This is a genomic window from Pseudomonas sp. NY15356 (assembly GCF_048068175.1).
GTDB lineage: Bacteria > Pseudomonadota > Gammaproteobacteria > Pseudomonadales > Pseudomonadaceae > Aquipseudomonas > Aquipseudomonas putida_K.
This window is the reverse complement of record NZ_JBLUPW010000027.1, coordinates 26,248-45,451: the sequence shown is the minus strand read 5'-3', so window position 1 is coordinate 45,451 and position 19,204 is coordinate 26,248. Positions and strand designations below refer to the sequence as shown.

Below are 19,204 nucleotides of genomic sequence, written 5' to 3'. Positions count from 1 at the left end.
GCCGCCCGATCAGCCCTGCAACGAGATGGCAATGACCAAGACCCGTTCCCGCAAAGCCTTGTACATCGGCCTGCCCCTGGCCCTGGCGCTCGCCGTGGGAGGCGCGGCCGCCGGCTACTTCTACTGGAAGGCCAATGCCGGCTACCCGCGCAAGATCGTCCAGCAGGCCAAGGACATGCACGAACACATGCTCTCCTTCGATGGCCACATCACCGTGCCACTGACCTTCGGCACCCAAGGCCAGGAGGTGGACAAGGACGGCCCGTACCCCTTCGACCTGGTCAAGGCCGGCAAGGGGCGGTTGTCGGGCGCTGCGCTGACCATCCTGGCCTGGCCGGAGATGTGGAACGGCCCCAATGCCCCGCACAAGCCCACGCCGGGCTTTGTCGACGAAGCGCGCCACCAGCAGGAGGTGCGCTACCGGATCATCAGCAACCTGGTGCGCGACTTCCCCAACCAGGCCGGTATCGCCTATACCCCGGCCGACTTCCGCCGCCTCAACGGCGAAGGCAAGTTCGCCGTGTTCATCAGCCTGCTCAATGCCTACCCGATGGGCCAGGACCTGTCGCAGCTCGACCTGTGGGCCAAACGCGGCATGCGCATGTTCGGCTTCAGCTATGTGGGCAACAACAGCTGGGCCGACTCGTCGCGGCCGATGCCGTTCTTCAACGACACCGCCGATACCCTGGGCGGCCTGTCGCCGATCGGCGAGCAGGCGGTGCGCCGGCTCAACGACCTGGGTGTGATCATCGATGTCTCGCAGATGTCGACCCTGGCCTTGAAAGACGTGGCGCGCCTGAGCCGGGCCCCGATCGTCGCCTCCCATTCAGCGCCGCGCGCGCTGGTGGATATCCGCCGCAACCTGAGCGATAAGGAGATGCAGCTGATCAAGGACAGCGGCGGCTTGATTCAGGTGGTCGGCTTCGGCGCCTACCTCAAGCCCCTGGGCAAGCCAACCCTGGACAAACTCGAACGCTTGCGCGCGCGCTTCGACCTGGGCCCGCTCAAGGACCTCAACTATGCCCTGATGCCAGGTGACCCAGCCATCACTATCTGGCCTGAGCAACGCTTCGGCGAATACGCCAGCAGCCTCTACGACATCCTCGACGAAGAGCCCAAGGTAGGCCTGAAGGCCTACGTCGATGCCATCGACTACATCGTGAAGAAGATCGGCATCGACCATGTCGGGATCGCCTCCGACTTCAACGAAGGCGGTGGCCTGGACGGCTGGAAGGATGTCAGTGAGATCCGTAATGTCACCGCCGAACTGCTCACTCGCGGCTACAGCGAAACCGATATCGCCAAGCTCTGGGCCGGCAACTTCCTGCGCGTCTGGGAACAGGTGCAGAGCGCCGGCCACCCCGTCGCTACCACCCACTGAACAAGGCCTGCCGCCATGAGCCACCGTCGTACCTTTCTCAAGCAGGCTGGCCTGGTCGCCGCCGCCCTGCCGCTGCTGCCACAGGCACTGGCGGCCACTCCGGCGCCGCCCCCTCTGGCCGGCCCCGACAAATGGCGCAACCTGCGCGCCCTGTTCCCCCTGGCCCCCGACGTGGCCCATTTCGCCAATTTCCTGATCACCGCCCATCCGCGTCCGGTACAGGAAGCGATCGACCGGCACCGCGCCGACCTCGACCGCAACCCCGCCCTGCGCATGGACTGGGAAAGCCAGTACGAGTGGCAGCGCGAAGACGAAGTGCGCCAATGGGCAGCCCACTACCTGGAGGTGCAACCACGCCAGATCGCCCTGACCGGCAGCACCACGGAGGGCCTGGGCATGATCTACGGCGGCCTGCACGTGGCAGCGCACCAGGAGATCCTCACCACAGAGCACGAGCATTATTCCACCCGCAATTGCCTGGCCTTCCGCCAGCGCCAGCACGGCACCCAGGTGCGCAAGCTGCGCCTGTTCGACCACCCGCGAGAGGTCTCCATCGACCGCGTGCTGAGCCTGATCGACCAGAACATCCGCCCCCAGACCCGCGTGCTGGGCATGACCTGGGTGCATTCCGGCAGCGGGGTGAAATTGCCAGTGGGCGCGATCGGCGAGCTGGTGCGCCAGCACAACCGCGAACGCAGCGAAGAGGAACGCATCCTCTATGTGGTCGATGGCGTGCATGGGTTCGGCGTGGAGGACCAACGCTTCGCCGACTTCAACTGCGACTACTTCATCGCCGGCACCCACAAGTGGATGTTCGGCCCCCGCGGCACAGGCATCATCTGCGCCGCTTCGCAGCAGATGCAGCACCTGACACCGACCTTCGCCACCTTCTCGCGCAACGAAGACTTCGGCACCATCATGACGCCCGGCGGCTACCATGCCTTCGAACATCGCTGGGCCCTGGGCAAGGCCTTCGAACTGCACCTGACGCTGGGCAAGGCCGACGTCCAGGCACGCATCCACCAGCTCAACGACTACCTCAAGGCGCACCTGGCCGAGCACAAGGCGATCGAGCTGGTGACCCCGCGCAGCCAGGCATTCTGCGCAGGCTTTACCTTCCTGCGCATCGAGGGCCGCGACTGCGACGCGGTGGCGGCCCACCTGATCGCCAACAACGTCATGGTCGATGCCGTCGACCGTGACGTCGGCCCCGTGATCCGCTTCGCTCCGGGCCTGCTCAACGACGAGCAGCAGATCGACCGGGCCATGGCTCTGCTCACCCAGCACTTCTGACAAGGCATCCCAATGAACCTACCTCTGTATCGCCTGACCCTGGCGACTCTGTTGGCCAGCTGCGGCCTGTCGGCCCAGGCCGCGGATACGAAACCCAGCACGGTGTTTCGCGACTGCAAGGCCGCCTGCCCGGAAATGGTCGTGGTCCCGGCCGGCAGCTTCCAGATGGGCACTCCCGACGACGAACTCGGCCGCCAGGACGACGAGGGCCCGGTGCACCGGGTGACCTTTGCCAAGCCCTTCGCCATCGGCCGCTTCCAGGTGACCGCTGGCGAATGGAACGCCTACCTCAAGGCCTCCGGCACCCGCATCGCCGACGGCGACGAGCGCCCGGGTCGGCGCTGCACGGCCTCAAAGCCCAGCTACCCGCAAGGGCCACGTCAGCCTGCGGTGTGCATGAGCTTCCAGGATGCCGAAGACTATGTCGCCTGGCTGTCGAAACAGACCGGCAAGCACTATCGCCTGCCCAGCGAGGCCGAACGGGAATACGCGGCCCGTGCCGGCAGCACCGGGCCCTTCCCCTTCGCGATGGACCCGGATGCCGACTACGAGATCAGCCGCAACGCCAACACCTATGGCCCCAAGGATGGCTACAGCTACACCTCACCTGTGGGCAGCTACCCACCTAATGCCTTCGGCCTCTACGACATGCATGGCAATGTCTACGAATGGGTCGCCGACTGCTGGAGCCCCAACTACGATGGCGCGCCCGACGACGGCAGTGCCTGGACCGACGGTTTGGCCGGCGGCGACTGCAAGACCCGGCAGATCCGCGGCAACGACTGGACCGAAGCGCCGATCTTTTCCCGCTCCGGCAACCGCAACACCCGCTCGCCCGACGTCCGTGGCGACTGGCTCGGCCTGCGTGTGGCGCGCGAACTGTAGAACACAACCTGTAAGCACGCCGCGCGCCCTGTGGGAACGGGATCACCCGCGAAGAAGGCAACACCAGCTGCGCCGGTATTCGCGGGTAAACCCGCCCGGGGGCCTTTGCCCGCTAAATTCCCCCTTCCACCGCTCGTTCCAAGAACAGGCCCAGGCCGCCCATGGCGCCTGGCCCTTCCGCCCTACCCGGCCGCACATTCAAGGAACCGACGACCATGAGCCAGACGACTTCGCACGACAAGCTCCACGACCTGATCAGCGTGGGCTTCGGCCCTTCCAACCTGGCGCTGGCCATTGCCCTGGAAGAAAAGGCCATCAGCAGCGGCCAGACCCTCGACGCGCTGTTCCTCGACAAGCAGCAGGACTACCGCTGGCACGGCAACACCCTGGCGACCCAGAGCGAGCTGCAGATCTCCTTCATCAAGGACCTGGTATCCCTGCGCAATCCCACCAGCCCCTACAGCTTCGTCAACTACCTGCACAAGCAGGGCCGGCTGATCGACTTCGTCAACCTCGGCACTTTCTACCCCTGCCGCCTGGAGTTCAACGACTACCTGCGCTGGGTCGCCGAGCACTTCGCCGACCAGGCCCAATACGGCGAGCAGGTGCTGCGCGTGGAGCCGGTGGTCGCTGATGGGCAGGTGAACACCTTGCGCGTGATCTCCCGTGACGCCCAAGGCCGCGAACACGCCCGCCTGACCCGCTCGGTGGTGGTCGGCAGCGGCGGCTCGCCTCGCATCCCGGCGGTGTTCGCCCCCTACCGCCATGACAAGCGCGTCTTCCACCACTCCCAGTACCTGGCCGCCCTGGAGCAACTGCCGTGCGCCAGCGGCCATCCGATGCGCATCGCCATCATCGGCTCCGGCCAGAGCGCCGCCGAGGCCTTCATCGACCTCAACGACAGCTACCCCTCGGTCAAGGTCGACATGGTCCTGCGTTCCACTGCCCTCAAGCCCGCCGATGACAGCCCGTTCGTCAACGAGATCTTCGCCCCCAGCTACACGGACCTGGTGTTCAACCAACCTCCACAGGACCGCGAAAAACTCATCGAGGAATACCACAACACCAACTATTCGGTGGTCGACATCGACCTGATCGAACGCATCTACGGCATCCTCTACCGCCAAAAGGTCTCCCACCAGTTCCGCCACGCGGTGCTGTGCCGCCGTGCGGTAGAGGCGGTCAGCGCCACTGCCGACGGCATCGAGCTGACCCTGCGCGACCACGCCACCGGCAAGGACCAGACCCACCGCTACGACGCCGTGATTCTTGCCACTGGCTACGAGCGCCGCTCCCACCGCGAACTGCTGGCCCCGTTGGAAGGCTACCTGAAGGACTACCAAGTCGACCGTGACTACCGCGCCCTGAGCCAACCGCAAATGCGTGCCAACGTGTACCTGCAAGGCTTCTGCGAAACCAGCCACGGCCTGAGCGACACGCTGCTGTCGGTACTCCCGGCCCGTGCCGAGGAGATCAGCCATTCGCTGTACCAGCACTTGGGCAAGGCCCGCGAGCCCCGCCCGGTCGCTCAACTCCTCAACGCTTGAAGCCGGAGCCCTCCATGACCTGTCAACCTCGCAGCGCCGTGGCCGACCTGCTGGGCCTGCTCAAGCCGTTCTGGCCGTTGGTGGCGTTGTCCACGCTCCTGGGCATGGTGGGGGGTATCAGCGTCACCACGCTGCTGGCCACCATCAACGGCGCCTTGCACAGCCAGCACGGCCTGACCCAGGGCGTCGTCCTGGGTTTTGCCGGGCTGTGCCTGCTGGCCCTGGTCAGCACCATCTGCTCGGACATCGGCACCAACCATGTCGGCCAGCACATCGTCGCCCGGCTGCGCAAAAGCCTGGGGGAAAAAGTGCTGGCCGCGCCGATCGAGCAGATCGAACGCTACCGCAGCCATCGCCTGATCCCGGTCCTGACCCACGACGTCGACACCATCAGCGACTTCGCCTTCGCCTTTGCCCCACTGGCCATCTCCCTGACCGTGGTGCTGGGCTGCCTGGGTTACCTGGCCATGTTGTCGTGGCCGATGTTCCTGATGGTGCTGGTGGCCATCGGCGTAGGCACGGTGGTGCAGTTCATCGCCCGCAACCGAGGCCTGAACGGCTTCGAGTCGGCGCGTGAAGCCGAAGACGAGTTGCAAAAGCACTACAGCGCCATCGCCGGCGGCGCCAAGGAACTGCGCATCCACCGTCCGCGCCGCCAACGGATGTTCCGCCAAGGCATCCAGGACACCGCCGAACGCATCTGCACCATCCAGGTACGCTCGATCAATACCTTCGTGCTCGCCAAGAGCTTCGGCTCGATGCTGTTCTTCGTGGTGATCGGTGCGGCGTTGGCGATGCAGTCGCTGTGGCCGGCGCAGAACCAGGCGACGATGAGCGGCTTCGTACTGGTGCTGCTGTACATGAAAGGGCCGCTGGACAATCTGATCGGCGCCTTGCCAGTGGTCGGCCGCGCCCAGATCGCCTTGCGCCGTATCGCCGAGCTGTCGCGCCAGTTCTCCTCCCCCGAGCCGCACCTGCTGCTCGACGGCCCGGCCCAGCCGGCCAGCGCCGTGCAGAGCCTGGCGCTCGAGGCCGTGACCTATGCCTTCGCACCGGTACCCGGTGCCCAGCCGTTCAGCCTGGGCCCGGTGGACCTGCGCATCGAGGCAGGGGAAATCGTCTTCGTCATCGGCGACAACGGGTGCGGCAAGACCACCCTGATCAAGCTATTGCTGGGCCTGTATACGCCCCAGAGCGGGCACATCGCCTTGAACGGCAAACCGGTGGTGGCCCAGACCCGTGACGACTACCGGCAGTTGTTCACCACCATCTTCGCCGACTACTACTTGTTCGACGATGTGGTCCAGGGCGCCACGCACATCCCCGAGGATGCCGAGCGCTACCTGCGCCGCCTGGAGATCGACCACAAGGTCAGCGTGCGCGACGGCGTGTTCACCACCACCGACCTCTCCACCGGCCAGCGCAAGCGCCTGGCCCTGCTCAACGCCTGGCTGGAGGAACGCCCGGTGCTGGTGTTCGACGAATGGGCCGCCGACCAAGACCCGACCTTCCGCCGCATTTTCTATACCGAGCTGCTGCCCGACCTCAAACGCCTGGGCAAGACCATCATCGTCATTTCCCACGACGATCGCTATTTCGACATCGCCGACCAACGGGTGCGCCTGAAGGCCGGCAAGATCGTCAGCGAACCGCAACCCGCCTGATCCCGCCGCTCGCCGCCGACCGGAAATTTTTTCCGGTTTGTGCGGTGACGCACGTCTCAAGCACAGTAATAAAAATCATTCCCAATAATCTGCCAACGCAAGAGCACAGCCCCATATGTCCAAACACGTACTGAGCCCGCTGGCCAGGGCCCTGAAAACCCGTCGCCTGTTCACCACTCCACGCCTGGCGCCGACCCTGGCCCTGACCATCGCCTTGCCGCTGAGTGCCCAGGTCCAGGCACGCGAAGCCACCTTCGACATCCCAGCACAGCCACTGGTCCGTGCCCTGCAGCAATTCGGCAAGCAAGCGGACGTGCAACTGCTGTTCAGCCCCGACGACGTGGGCAACCTGCAAGGCGCCACCGTACGCGGCCGCCTGAACACCGAAACAGCCATTCGCGCCCTGCTGGCCGGCACCAACCTGCGTTACGAACTGCGCGGCGACACCCTGACCATCAGCGGCCGCGGGCCGACGTCCTCGGTCGAACTGGGCACCACCACCATCGCCGGCACGGGCCTGGGCAGCACCACCGAGGGCACCGGCTCCTACACCACCGGCCAGACCAACACCGCGACCAAGCTCAACCTGAGCCTGCGCGAAACCCCGCAGTCGGTCAGCGTGATGACCCGCCAGCGCATGGAAGACCAGAACCTGCGCAGCATCGGCCAGGTGCTGGAACAAACCCCCGGCATCAACGTGCAAAGCCCGGGCAGCGACCGACTGTACGTGTATTCCCGTGGCCTGGCCATCGACAACTATCAGTACGACGGCATGCCCACTACCTCGTTCGCCTTCAGCCAGGCCCTGCCCCAGGCGCTGTCGGACATGGCCATCTATGACCGAGTCGAAGTGATTCGCGGCGCCACCGGCCTGATGTCCGGCGCCGGCGACCCCTCCGGTACCGTCAACCTGGTGCGCAAGAAGCCCACGTCCACCTTCCAGGGCTATGTCAGCGGCGGCCTGGGCTCCTGGGACCTGTATCGGGGCGAGGTGGATGTCTCCGGCCCGCTGAACCAAAGCGGCACGGTGCGTGGCCGCGCGGTGGCGGCCTATCAGCAGGGCAACAGCTTCACCAACCACCTGGAGCAGGAAAAGACCATCCTCTACGGCGTGACCGAAATGGACCTGACCCCCAGCACCTTGTTCACCCTGGGTGTCGAGTACCTCAATAGCGACCCGCGCGGCTTCTCCACCACAGGCCTGCCGGTGGTCGGCAAGGACGCCGCCGGCAACGGCTTCCAGTTCCGCATGCCGCGCTCCTACAACGGCGCCAGCCGCGACAGCACCAACCGTCAGGAATCGGTCAACACCTTCGCCTCGATCGAGCAGAAACTCGACCACGACTGGACTCTGAAGGTGGCCGCCAACTACCTGTACGGCACCCGAGACTACGACTCGATCATCGTCGGCACCACCACCGGCTTCGTCAACCCGAGCACCGGCGACGGCCTGAAGTACACTGCCACCAAGGGCGACAACACACAGGTGCAGCGCGGTGTGGACATCATGCTCAGCGGCCCGTTCGAGCTGATGGGACGCGAACACGAACTGGTGGTGGGCTTCAACTACCAGAGCTACGAGAACCGCCGCAACGGCTTCGGCAACCTGCTGGCCAACGGCAAGAGCGACAACGGCGTCAGCGGCAAGCCGGTGAATATCTGGCGTTGGGACAACAAGGCGCCGAGCGCGTCCTACAATTTCAACCGGGAGGACGACAACATCAACCAACGCCAGAACGGCGCCTACCTGGCCACCCGCCTCAAGCCCACCGACGACCTGGCGGTGATCCTCGGCGCACGGGTCAGCAACTACAAGTACGACGCCATGCTCCACTACAACGTGGCCAACATGCAGCGCTTCAACACCGACGACTCGGTCAAGGCCACCGGTGAAGTCACCCCCTATGCCGGCGTGGTCTACGACCTCAACGACGTGCATTCGGTCTACGCCAGCTATACCAGCATCTTCAAGCCCCAGCCCTACCGTACCCAGTCCGGCAAGCTGCTCGATCCACGCGAAGGCGACAACTACGAGATCGGCCTCAAGAGCGAGTACTTCGGCGGCCGCCTGAACACCGCCATCGCCTTGTTCGAAGTGAAGCTGGACAATGACGCCGTCGCCGACGGCACGGTCGAAGGCACCGATGGCCTGGTCACCGCCTACCGCGCCGAGAAGACCAAGACCAAGGGTATCGACATGGAGATCAGCGGCGAACTGACGCCAGGCTGGAACCTCCTGGCCAGCTACACGTATTCGCGGATCAAGGACAACGACGGCGAGCGGGTCAAGACCACCATCCCAACCGACATGTTCAAGCTGTGGACCACCTACCAGTTAAAGGGTGACCTGGACAAGCTGACCATCGGTGGCGGTGTGAACTGGCAGAGCGGCATGCACTTCACTGTCGACAACTGGCAGTTGAACAGCCCGGTAAAGGTCAAGCAGGACGACTACGCGATCGCCAGCCTGATGGCCCGCTACCAGTTCAACCGCCAATGGTCGGCCACCGCCACCGTGGAGAACCTGTTCGACAAGAAGTACTTCAGCTCCCTGGACGAAAACTTCTACAGCGCCTCGTACGGTACGCCACGCAGCTTCCTGATCAGCACCAAGTACGCGTTCTGACCGGGACAAGAGCGGCGCTATACCTGTAGGAGTGGGCTTGTCCCGCGATCAAGGGCCAAGCCCTCGCCAGGCGACGGTGATGTCGGGGCCGGCCTAATCGCGGGACACGTCAGATCGCCGCGCCTACAGAGCGCTCGCAGAATCAATGGGTTATGCGCTGTTGTATGAGAGCAGGCCCCACGCTTGCAGCGGTTCGATCAGCCCTGCCGCACGGCCAGCCAATCGAGCGCGTCGGCATAAAGCCCCTCTACCTCCGCCACGATCCCACCCATGCGCAGGAAGTCGTGGGACAGCTCCTCCTCCACCCGCAAGGTCACGGCAGTACCACCGGCACGTAGTTGCTCGGCATACGCCAGCCCCTCGTCACGCAAAGGGTCGTGGCCGGCAACCGCGATATATGCCGGCACCTGGGCGGCGGTGCAATCCCCCAGCAATGGCGATACCCGCCAGTCGAGCCGTTGCGCGGCATCGGTGACGTACTGCGCATAGAACCACTCCAGCGTCTCGCGCTCCAGCAGGTAGCCCTCGCCATAACGCCGGTGCGAGTCGCGGGTGGTGCTGATGTCGGTGACCGGGTAGAACAGCAACTGCGCCAGCGGTTGCACCCCCAAGACCTGAGGCTCGCGGGCAGCGACCATCGCCAGTACCGTGGCCAGGGTAGCGCCGGCACTGTCGCCGGCCAGGGCCACGCGGCGCAGGTCCAGATTCCATGCCTCGGCCAGGGCCGGCAGCGCCTTGAGGCTGTCCTCGGCGTCCTCCACCGCGGTCGGGAATGGGTGCTCTGGCGCCAGCCGATAGGCCGGGGCCAGTACCGCGAAACGCCCGTCCAGGGCCAGGCGACGGCACACCGAGTCGTGGGAGTCGAGGCTGCCGACCACATAGCCGCCACCGTGCAGGTAGAGGATCACCGGCAACCGCGTCTCGTCCTGGCCGGCGGCGCGGTACAGGCGCGCGGGCAGTTGCGCGCCGTCGCGCATCGGCAGGCTGAGCGCGTCTACGCTCACGGCGCCCGGTGGGTTGGGGTCGAGGATCTGCGAAGACGCTTCGAAATCGCTGCGCGCCTGGGCCAGTGGCTGCAGGTGCAGTGGCTGGCTCTTGCCAGCCAGGCGGCCGAGTTCGACCAGTTCGAGGAAAGCGGACAAATCAGAGTGCAAGCGCATGCGGTGCTCCAGGGACAATCGGTAATGAACAACAAAGCAAGGCATTCGCAGGCCCCCGCACCTACAGGGACCCGCAAAATCAAGTCATCGGGAAAAGGGCTGCGCAGCAGCCCCTGTTTCAGTGCTGCAATTGCCCCAGCCGCACCAGGCATTGCCGCACCTGGTCCAGCAACACCTCATGGCTGAGCATGTCGTAATGGCCGACAGCGACCCGCTCGTGGCCGACACCACACTGCACGTGCTGCTCGAAACCACTGACCAGCGCCGCCGGCAGGTCGGCACGCCACCACAGGCTGGCCGGGCAGCGGGTACGCGGCATCGCCGGCGTCAGACGCGACAGCGCTTTCAGGTGCAGGCCGACCTGGTAGGCACGGGCCAGCTCGTCCGCAGCGAAGCCTTCGCCGGCACGCTCGCCCAGCAACCCGGCGAACAATTGCCCAAGCCCCTCGAGGTCTGGCTCGGCCTGCGGCAGGTGCTCGCGCGACACCGGCAAGCCACAGGTTTGCCGGAGGAAGGCCGGCAGGTCATCGCGCCAATCGTCCTGTGCGGGCACCTCGGCGAAGGGGATGAAACTGTCCACCAGACCCAGGAACGCCACCGCCTGCCCCTGCATCTCCAGCTGCGCAGCCACCAGCAGCGCCAATGTACCGCCCAGGGACCAACCCAGCAGATGGTAAGGCCCCTGGGGCTGGCACTGGCGGATGTACTGGGCATAGTCGATGGCCATGCTTGCCAGGCTGTCGTCCCGCCAGTCGCGGTCCAACAGCATCCGGCATTGCAGCCCATGGACCCGGTAGTGGCCCTCCAGGCGGCGGGCCAGCGGCTCGTAGTCGAACACCGTGCCGAAGCCTGCGTGCAGGCAGAACAACGCCGGTGCATCGGCGGCCGTGGCATTGAGCACGAGCAGCGGGTTCAGGTCGCTCTCGTGCGCCTCGTAGCCCGACAGTTGGGCGATGGTCGGTTTGGCCAGTATGTCGCGCAATTTCAGCTCGAACGGTGGCTCGGCCAGGCTGCGCACCTTGCTCAGCACCTTGAGGGTGCGCAGCGAGTCGCCACCGAGCTCGAAGAAGTTGTCGGTGATGCCGACCCGCTCGACCTCCAGCACCTCCTGCCAGATCTGCGCCAACAGGCGCTCCAGGGCATTGCGCGGCGCCACGTGGGCCTTGGCACGGAAGTCCGCGTCCGGCAGCGCCAGGCGGTCTATCTTGCCAGCGGGGTTCAGGGGCCAGGCGTCGAGCAGTACCACTTGCGCCGGCACCATATAGTCCGGCAACTGCTGTTGCAGTGCATCACGCAAGGCCTCGCCCCGCACCTGCGGCGTCGCGGCCACCACGTAACCGACCAGGCGCTTGCCGGCCTGGCTGTCGCGGGCCAGTACCAAGGCATCGCGTACACCCGGCAAGCTGCGCAGGCGCGCCTCGATCTCGCCCAGCTCGATACGAAAGCCACGGATCTTCACCTGATGGTCGAGACGCCCAAGGTAGTCGAACAGGCCGTCGGCGCGACGACGCACCAGGTCGCCGGTGCGGTAGAGGCGCCCACCCGCCTCGAACGGGCTGGCGATGAATCGCTCGGCGCTGAGCCCCGGGCGTTGATGGTAGCCACGGGCCAGGCCCTCGCCACCGATGTACAGCTCACCGGGCACACCGTCGGGCACCGGGTCGAGCCAGGCATCGAGCACATACAGGCTGCGATTGCCTACCCGCCGGCCAATGGGGGCGTAGGCGGCTTCGCACGCGTCTTCGGGAGCGGCTTTCCACAGCAGCGGCGTGACCACGGTCTCGGTCGGGCCATAACCATTGGTGAGCCACTGCGGGCGCAGACTACGCCGCGCCTGCTCGAAGCTCTCGTCGGCCACCGCGTCGCCACCGAAGCAGTAGATGCGCACGGCCGGCGGCGAGCCGTGTTGCTCGGCGAACTCGGCCAGTTGTTTGAGGTAGGCCGGCGGGAAGCAAGCGATGCTGATGCCGTGGGCATGCAGCGCGGCCCAGGTCTGCTCGGCGGTCCACAGCGTGTCGTCTCGCAGCACCAGGCGCCCGCCCGCGCACAGGGTCGACAACCAACGTTCCTGAGCGCCGTCGAAGGCGAACGACATGAAGAGCAGTTCTCGGGTGCTGGTGTCCATCCCGTACAACCCGATGATCGCTTGGCAGTGCATGGCCAGCGGCCCGCGCGGCACGGCCACGCCTTTGGGCTTGCCGGTAGAGCCAGAGGTGTAGATCAGGTAGGCCAGTTGCTGCTCGTCGATCGCCAGCGCCGGGGCCTGGGCCGGCAACGTCGCCCAGTCGAGCCGGTCCAGCTCCAGGCGCTCCACGCCGCCGTCGGGCAGGCGTTGGCGCAGGCTGCTGACGCTGATCAGGATACGCATGGCCGAATCGTCGATGATCCACTGCAAGCGCTCCTGCGGGTAGTCGATGTCCAGTGGCACGTAGGCGGCACCGGCCTTGAGCACGGCATAGAAGGCCACCAGGGTCTGCACCGAACGGTTCAGCGCGACACCGATGCGCTCCTCGGCCCCCACACCACGCGCCAGCAGGGCCTGGGCCAGTTGGTTGGCCTGGTGGTCGAGTTCGGCGTAGGTCAGTTGCTGGTCGCCGCACACCACGGCGACAGCATCCGGTTGCCGGCGGGCCTGGGCCTGCAGGGACGCCAGCAGCGAGGGCGCCTGCCCATGGGGCAGCAAGCCGTTGCCGGCCTGCACGGTGGCCGGCTCGAGCATCGCCAGGCTGCCCAAGGTAGCCTGGGGTTGCTCCAGCAGGCCCAGCAGCAGGCGTTCGAAGCAAGCGCGGATGTTCGCCACACTGGCCTCGGTAAAGCGGTTGCGCAGGTAGAGGAACTCGATGGAGAGGGTCTGCCCGAGGTTCACCGCCAGGTCCATCGCATAGTTGGTGACATCGCGCCCGCTGGCCGAACCAAAGCGCAGTTCGCCTTCGGCGGCCTCCTCCAAACGCTCGTCCACCGGGTAGTTCTCGAACACCACGATGCTGTCGAACAGGCTGCGCCCGCCCTGCCCGGCCCAGCGCTGGATGTCGGCCAGCGAAGCATGCTCATGCTCGCGAACCTCCAGGTTGTTGGCCTGAAGTTGTACCAACCAGGCCTGAACCGTCTGCTCCGGGTGCGGCGCCTGAACGATCGGCAGGGTATTGATGAACAGCCCCAGCATACTGCCCGCCTGGGGTAGGCTCGCCGGGCGCCCCGCCACGGTGGCACCGAAACATACCCGCTGCTGACCGGTGAAACGCTGCAGCAACAGCACCCAGGCCCCCTGGATCAGGGTGTTCGCGGTCACCCGCAACTGCTGGGCGGCCTGGCGCAGCCGCGCGGTGCGCGGCGCATCCCATTCCAGGTACAGGGCGTCATGGCCAACCTGCCCGGGTGCAGGCTTGGGCCACGTGCCGGCAGCCAACTCGGTGACCTCCTCCAGCGCCGCCAGCTGTTGGCGCCAGAAGGCCTCCAGGGCCTTGGCATCCCCCTGGCGCTGCAGCCATTCGATGTAATCGTGAAAACGCCCTTCGGCCTGCACCGGGCGCCCATGATAGGCCTGCAGCACCTCGCCCAGCAGACGCGAACTGCTCCAGCCGTCCATGAGGATATGGTGGCGGGTCCAGATCAGGTGGCAACGGCGTTCGTCCAGACGCACCACGGTCACCCGCATCAACGCGCCCCGTTGCAGGTCGAAACCCTCGCGGCACTCGGCCTCGGCGAGCGTGCGCAGGGCCTGGTCATCGACCTCGCGCCCACGCCAGTCCAGCACCTGCACCAGTGACGGCGCCTGGCGGCATACGATCTGCAGTGGCTCGGCCAGGGTGCTGTCGTGCCAAAAGCGGGTGCGCAGCACATCGTGGCAGGCCAGCGCCTGGTCCCAGGCGGCGATGAAGCGCGGGATATCCAGCCCCTGCACCGCTACACAGGTCTGGTTGATGTACAGCGCCGCTTCGTCGGCCTCCAGGGAGTGGAACAGCATGCCCTGCTGCATCGGTGACAGCGGGTAGATGTCCATCACCTCGCGGGCAGGCACCGGCACGTGCTCGAGCTGGGCCTGGGTCAGCCGCGCAAGCGGCACGTCGGACGGCGTGAGCCCGCCGTTGGCCTGGTCGCAGCAGTGCTCGACCAGGGCCTGCAGCTGCTCGCTGAAGGCCGTGGCCAGGGCTTGGACCTGGGCCGGGTCGAACATCCGCGGGCTGAAGATCCAGCCGATGCTCAGTTGCCCTTCGAACACTTGGCCATTGAGCGTCAGCCAGTTGCCCAACGGTGCGTCGGCAGCGCGCTCGCTACCGGCGGCCTCGCGGGCCACGCCGAACAATGCGGCCTGGCCCGGCTGATGGGCGGCGAAGCTGTTGTCGAACTGGCCCAGGTAGTTGAAGGTGATGCGTGGCAGTGGCCGCTCGGCGAACAGCGCCCGGTTGGACGCATCACCCAGGTAGCGCAGCACGCCATAACCGATGCCGTTGTCGGGCACTGCCCGCACCTGCTCCTTGATCGCCTTGAGCGTGGCGCCCAGCCCTGGCCGGGGTGTCAGGCTCAACGGGTACTTGGTGGTGAACCAACCGACGCTGCGGCTCAGGTCCACCTCATCGAACAGTGCCTCACGGCCATGGCCCTCCAGCACTACTTGAGTGCCAGCCTGCCCCGTCCATTGACAGATCACCCGTGCCAGAGCCGCCAATAGCAGCTCGTGGACCCGGGTACGGTAGGCACTGGGCGCCTCCTGCAGCAGGCGCCGGGTGGTCTCGGCGTCGAGCCGGCTGTACACCGTGTGCGCATCGCGCTGCAACGGTACGCAATCCGGCGCCGCGGTCGGCAGGTCCTGGGGCAATGACTGTTGCAGCCAATAGTCGAGCTGGCCTTGTAAGGCGTCGCCAGCAGCCAGTGTCTGCAGGCGCTCTGCCCACTGCTTGAACGATGTGGTGCGCGCCGGCAGCCGTGGCGGCTCACCCCGGACGGCCTGCGAGTAGGCGTGCTGCAGGTCCTCCAGCAAGATGCGCCAGGAAACGCCGTCGACCACCAGATGGTGGGCCGCCAGCAACAGGCGCTGCTGGCCATCGGCCCAGTCGAACAGCACCGCGCGCAACAACGGGCCTTGGGCCAGGTCGAGGCTGCGCTGGGCGACTTCGCACTCGCCCTGCATCGCCTCGGCATCAGCCACCTGGCGCTGCCAGAGCAGCGCCGGCGTCGCCTCCACGGGCCGGTGCTCGGCGTGCCAGCCCTCAGCGCCGGGGGTAAAGCCCAGGCGCAACGCATCGTGTTGCAGCACCAGTGCCTGCAAGGCCTGCTCCAGGGCTTCGGGCCGCAGCGGGCGAGCCACACTGAGCAGCACCGACTGGTTCCAGTGGTGACGGTCGACGACCTCGGTGTCGAAGAACATCTGTTGGATGGGCAGCAGCGGCATCGCCCCCTGTTCCGGCCCACGGGCCTCGGCCATCCGCGCCTCACGCCATTCGGCCACCTGGGCCAGGCCCTGCACCGTCTGGTGCAGGAACAGCTGTTTGGGGTTGAGCCGGATGCCGGCCTCGCGGGCACGGCTGACCACCTGGATGGAGATGATCGAGTCGCCACCCAGCTCGAAGAAGTTGTCCTGGCGCCCGACCTGCTCGACCTTGAGCAGGTCCTGCCAGATCGCTGCGATACGGGTTTCCAGCTCGCCCTGTGGGGCGTTGTACTGGCGCTGCGCGGTGGCCGTCGGCTGCGGCAGCGCACGGCGATCGAGCTTGCCGTTGGCGGTCAGCGGCAAATGTTCGAGCAACAACAGGTGCGCCGGCACCAGGTATTCGGGCAGTCGGCCACGCAACTGCGCGAGCAACGGCCCAACCTCGAGGCCGGCCTCGCCAACCACATAGCCCACCAGTTGCTGACCCCGTTCACTGGCCTGGGCCAGCACCACCGCTTCACGCACGCCGGCCAGCCGGCGCAGGCTGGCCGCCACTTCGCCCGGTTCGACCCGGTAGCCGCGGATCTTCACCTGATCGTCCAGCCGCCCCTGGTAGAGCCATCGCCCGCGCTCACGGCGCACACCGTCACCACTGCGATACAGGCGCTGGCCCGGCTCGCCGAACGGGTCGGGCACGAAGCGTTCGGCGGTCAGGCCCGGCTGGCCGACGTAACCACGGGCCAGGCCCGCGCCGCCGATATACAGCTCACCGGTGACACCCTCGGCTACCGGTTGCAAGCCAGCATCGAGTAGCCGCACGTCGCTGTTGGCCAGCGGCTGACCAAGGCCCGGAGCCTGCGGGTCGAGCGCGCCGGCAAGCACCCCGACAGTGGTCTCGGTCGGGCCGTAGTGGTTGAACACCTGGCACTGCGGGGCCAGCACCGCGATGCGTTCGAGCAGCGCGGTCGTGGCACGCTCGCCACCTAGCACCAGCAAGCGCTGCGGCAGCACCGCCGCGCCCTGGGCCGAATCGAGCAGCGCTGCCAGGTGCGAAGGGACGATCTTCAGCGCATCCACACCCGCCATCGCCTGCCCCATGGCCTGGCTGTCCATGGCTGCATCGGCATCGATCAAATGCAGGGTACGCCCAGCGCACAGCGCGCCGAACAGCGTGGTATGGCCCAGGTCGGCGGCGACGCTGGAAACCATCGCCAGACTCTGGGCCTGCGCCAGCGGCAGGTGCCGCAGCATGCCCTGCACGTAGTTGGCCAGGGCACCATGGCTGACCAGTACGCCCTTGGGGCGGCCGGTGGAGCCTGAGGTGTGGATGACGTAGGCGCAGCTCTCGGGCAAGGGCTCCACCGGCGTGAGCACCGGCGCCGCGGCGAGCGCCAGTTGATCCAGGTTGATCGCCTGCACCCCGGCTGGCAACGCCCACTGCCCAAGCCAGGCGGACTCGCTCAGCAGCAGGCGCGCACCGCTGTTTTCCAACACGTCCTGCAGGCGCTGGCCGCCCGCCTGCGGGTCTATCGGCACATAGCCGGCGCCCGCCTTGAAGATGGCCAGGATCGCCAACGGCAGGCTGGCGCCCCGTCCCAAGGCCACCGCCACAGGCACTTCCGGCCCCACGCCCTGGGCCTGCAGCAGCGCCGCCAGGCGCTCCGAACGCACGTCCAGTTCAGCGAAATCCAGGCGCTGCGAACCGGCCACCAGCGCCAGGCGCCGCGGGTGCTCGGCCACCTGCCGGCGGAACAGGGCCAGCACATGGCGGTCGGCAAACGCACAACGCTCGCCCTGGCCTGCGGCCAACAGCGTGTGGCGCTGGGCGGGCCCGAGCAAGGGTAGATCCTCGATGCGCACCCGGGGGTTCTCGCAGATCGCCTGCAGCACAGATCGCCACTGCCCGGCGATGCGCTCGGCGCTCGCCGCATCGAACAGGTCGCAGGCGTAGATCAGCGTGGCCTCCAGGCCCTCGTCGTGCTCCAGGGTGTTGAGGGTCAGGTCGAACTTGCTGCTACGCACCGGTTGCGTCAGCGGCTGCAACTGCAACCCTGTGCTGGCGCTGGCGGCCGTGCCAAGGTCCTCACGCTGGTGGTTGAACATCACCTGGAACAACGCCGAATGGCTCAGGCTGCGCTCGGTTTGCAAGGCCTCGAGCAGTTGCTCGAACGGCAGGTCCTGGTGTTGCTGGGCCTGCAATGCCGCCTCACGCACCTCAGCGAGCAGTGTGCTGAACGGCTGCTCGGGGCGCACCTGCGCGCGCATGACCTGGGTGTTGACGAAAAAGCCCACCAGCCGCTCGGTCTCGGCACGGCCGCGGTTGGCATTGGGCACGCCGACACGGATGTCCTGTTGCCCGCACAAACGCTGCAACAGTGCCTGGTAGGCCGCCAGCAGCAGCACGAACAGGGTGACGCCTTCCTGCGTCGCCAGCGCCTTGAGGCGCGCCGCCAGTTCAGGCCCAGGGCTGGCATCCACGCTGGCCCCGGCGTGGCTGGGTAGCGCCGGGCGCGGTCGGTCGGTGGGCAGGCACAGGATATCCTCGGCCCCCGCCAGCCGCTCGCGCCAGTAGGCCAACTGTCGCTCGCGCTCGCCGTGATCCATCCATTGGCGCTGCCACAGTGCATAGTCGGGGTACTGCACCGCCAACGCCGGCAGGCTGGCGTCGCGCCCGTCGACACAGGCGGCGTAGCAACCGGCCAGCTCCTCCAGCAGCACCTGCAACGACCAGGCATCGGCGACGATGTGATGCAACACCAGACTCAGCACATGGTCGTCTACCCCGCATTCGAGCAGCGCCGCCCGCAGCAAGGGGCCGTGGGCCAGGTCGAAGCCCTGCCCTGACTGGGCCAGCAGGAACGCCTCGGTACGCGCTGCCTCCCCGGGGCCGTCGAACGCTGCCATCGCATGCACCGGCAGCGCTACGGCGAACGGCGCCAGCACTTGCTGGCGCACGCCCTCGGCCGTTTCGACGAACACCGTGCGCAGGCTTTCGTGGCGCGCCACCACCTGTGCCAGCGCGTGCTCCAGCGCTTGTCGGTCGAGCGGGCCACGCATGCGCACGGCCAAGGGGATGTTGTAGGTCGCCGCCCCAGGCTCCAGTTGCCAGAGGAACCACTGGCGCTGCTGGGCGTAGGACAGCAGGAGCGGCTCGTCCTCGCCGCGCCTGAACATCGGCGCGATCGCATACAAGTTGATGCCCTTGTGCCTGAGCATCACCGCCAGCGCCCGGCGCTCCTTCGCCGTGAGCGCGCCCACGGACTCTATCAACTTTTGCACG

Annotated in this window: 8 protein-coding genes; 6 read left to right on the top strand and 2 right to left on the bottom strand. The window is 66.7% G+C overall.

What is annotated here, in order from left to right; genetic code table 11:
- The first annotated feature begins 31 nt into the window (after positions 1–31).
- From pvdM to ACNFCI_RS19080, 6 genes are all read left to right on the top strand, one after another.
- Positions 32–1,381 carry a pyoverdine-tailoring dipeptidase-like protein PvdM gene (gene pvdM, locus ACNFCI_RS19105; RefSeq protein WP_368830110.1) on the top strand — a complete coding sequence of 450 codons (1,350 nt, stop codon included), beginning with the start codon at positions 32–34 and terminating at the stop codon, positions 1,379–1,381.
- Positions 1,382–1,396: 15 nt separating this feature from the next.
- Entirely contained in the window at positions 1,397–2,674 is a 1,278-nt protein-coding gene (locus ACNFCI_RS19100) for an aminotransferase class V-fold PLP-dependent enzyme (protein WP_368830109.1), read from the top strand.
- A 12-nt stretch (positions 2,675–2,686) separates the two neighbouring features.
- The gene (locus ACNFCI_RS19095) at positions 2,687–3,559 is read left to right on the top strand and encodes a formylglycine-generating enzyme family protein (RefSeq protein ID WP_368830108.1); all 873 of its coding nucleotides are present in this window, start codon (positions 2,687–2,689) and stop codon (positions 3,557–3,559) included.
- Between the two features lie 215 nt (positions 3,560–3,774).
- Positions 3,775–5,106, top strand: coding sequence for a lysine N(6)-hydroxylase/L-ornithine N(5)-oxygenase family protein (locus ACNFCI_RS19090; protein ID WP_084857467.1), 1,332 nt, complete (start codon positions 3,775–3,777; stop codon positions 5,104–5,106).
- Between the two features lie 14 nt (positions 5,107–5,120).
- Positions 5,121–6,770: a cyclic peptide export ABC transporter gene (locus ACNFCI_RS19085; protein ID WP_368830107.1), complete on the top strand. Its 1,650-nt coding sequence runs from the start codon at positions 5,121–5,123 to the stop codon at positions 6,768–6,770.
- Positions 6,771–6,885: 115 nt separating this feature from the next.
- Positions 6,886–9,396 carry a TonB-dependent siderophore receptor gene (locus ACNFCI_RS19080; protein WP_368830106.1) on the top strand — a complete coding sequence of 837 codons (2,511 nt, stop codon included), beginning with the start codon at positions 6,886–6,888 and terminating at the stop codon, positions 9,394–9,396.
- A 197-nt stretch (positions 9,397–9,593) separates the two neighbouring features.
- Here the strand turns inward: ACNFCI_RS19080 and ACNFCI_RS19075 are convergent, their stop codons facing one another.
- The gene (locus tag ACNFCI_RS19075; RefSeq protein ID WP_368830105.1) at positions 9,594–10,556 is read right to left on the bottom strand and encodes an alpha/beta hydrolase; all 963 of its coding nucleotides are present in this window, start codon (positions 10,554–10,556) and stop codon (positions 9,594–9,596) included.
- Between the two features lie 118 nt (positions 10,557–10,674).
- The gene (locus ACNFCI_RS19070) at positions 10,675–19,203 is read right to left on the bottom strand and encodes an amino acid adenylation domain-containing protein (RefSeq protein ID WP_368830104.1); all 8,529 of its coding nucleotides are present in this window, start codon (positions 19,201–19,203) and stop codon (positions 10,675–10,677) included.
- Position 19,204 lies beyond the last annotated feature (1 nt).

Bases quoted from the DNA above. Each gene is read 5' to 3' on its own strand.
- ACNFCI_RS19095 (WP_368830108.1), top strand. From the start codon at position 2,687: ATGAACCTACCTCTGTATCGCCTGACCCTGGCGACTCTGTTGGCCAGC.
- ACNFCI_RS19080 (WP_368830106.1), top strand. From the start codon at position 6,886: ATGTCCAAACACGTACTGAGCCCGCTGGCCAGGGCCCTGAAAACCCGT.
- pvdM (WP_368830110.1), top strand. From the start codon at position 32: ATGACCAAGACCCGTTCCCGCAAAGCCTTGTACATCGGCCTGCCCCTG.
- ACNFCI_RS19075 (WP_368830105.1), bottom strand. From the start codon at position 10,556: ATGCGCTTGCACTCTGATTTGTCCGCTTTCCTCGAACTGGTCGAACTC.
- ACNFCI_RS19100 (WP_368830109.1), top strand. From the start codon at position 1,397: ATGAGCCACCGTCGTACCTTTCTCAAGCAGGCTGGCCTGGTCGCCGCC.
- ACNFCI_RS19085 (WP_368830107.1), top strand. From the start codon at position 5,121: ATGACCTGTCAACCTCGCAGCGCCGTGGCCGACCTGCTGGGCCTGCTC.
- ACNFCI_RS19090 (WP_084857467.1), top strand. From the start codon at position 3,775: ATGAGCCAGACGACTTCGCACGACAAGCTCCACGACCTGATCAGCGTG.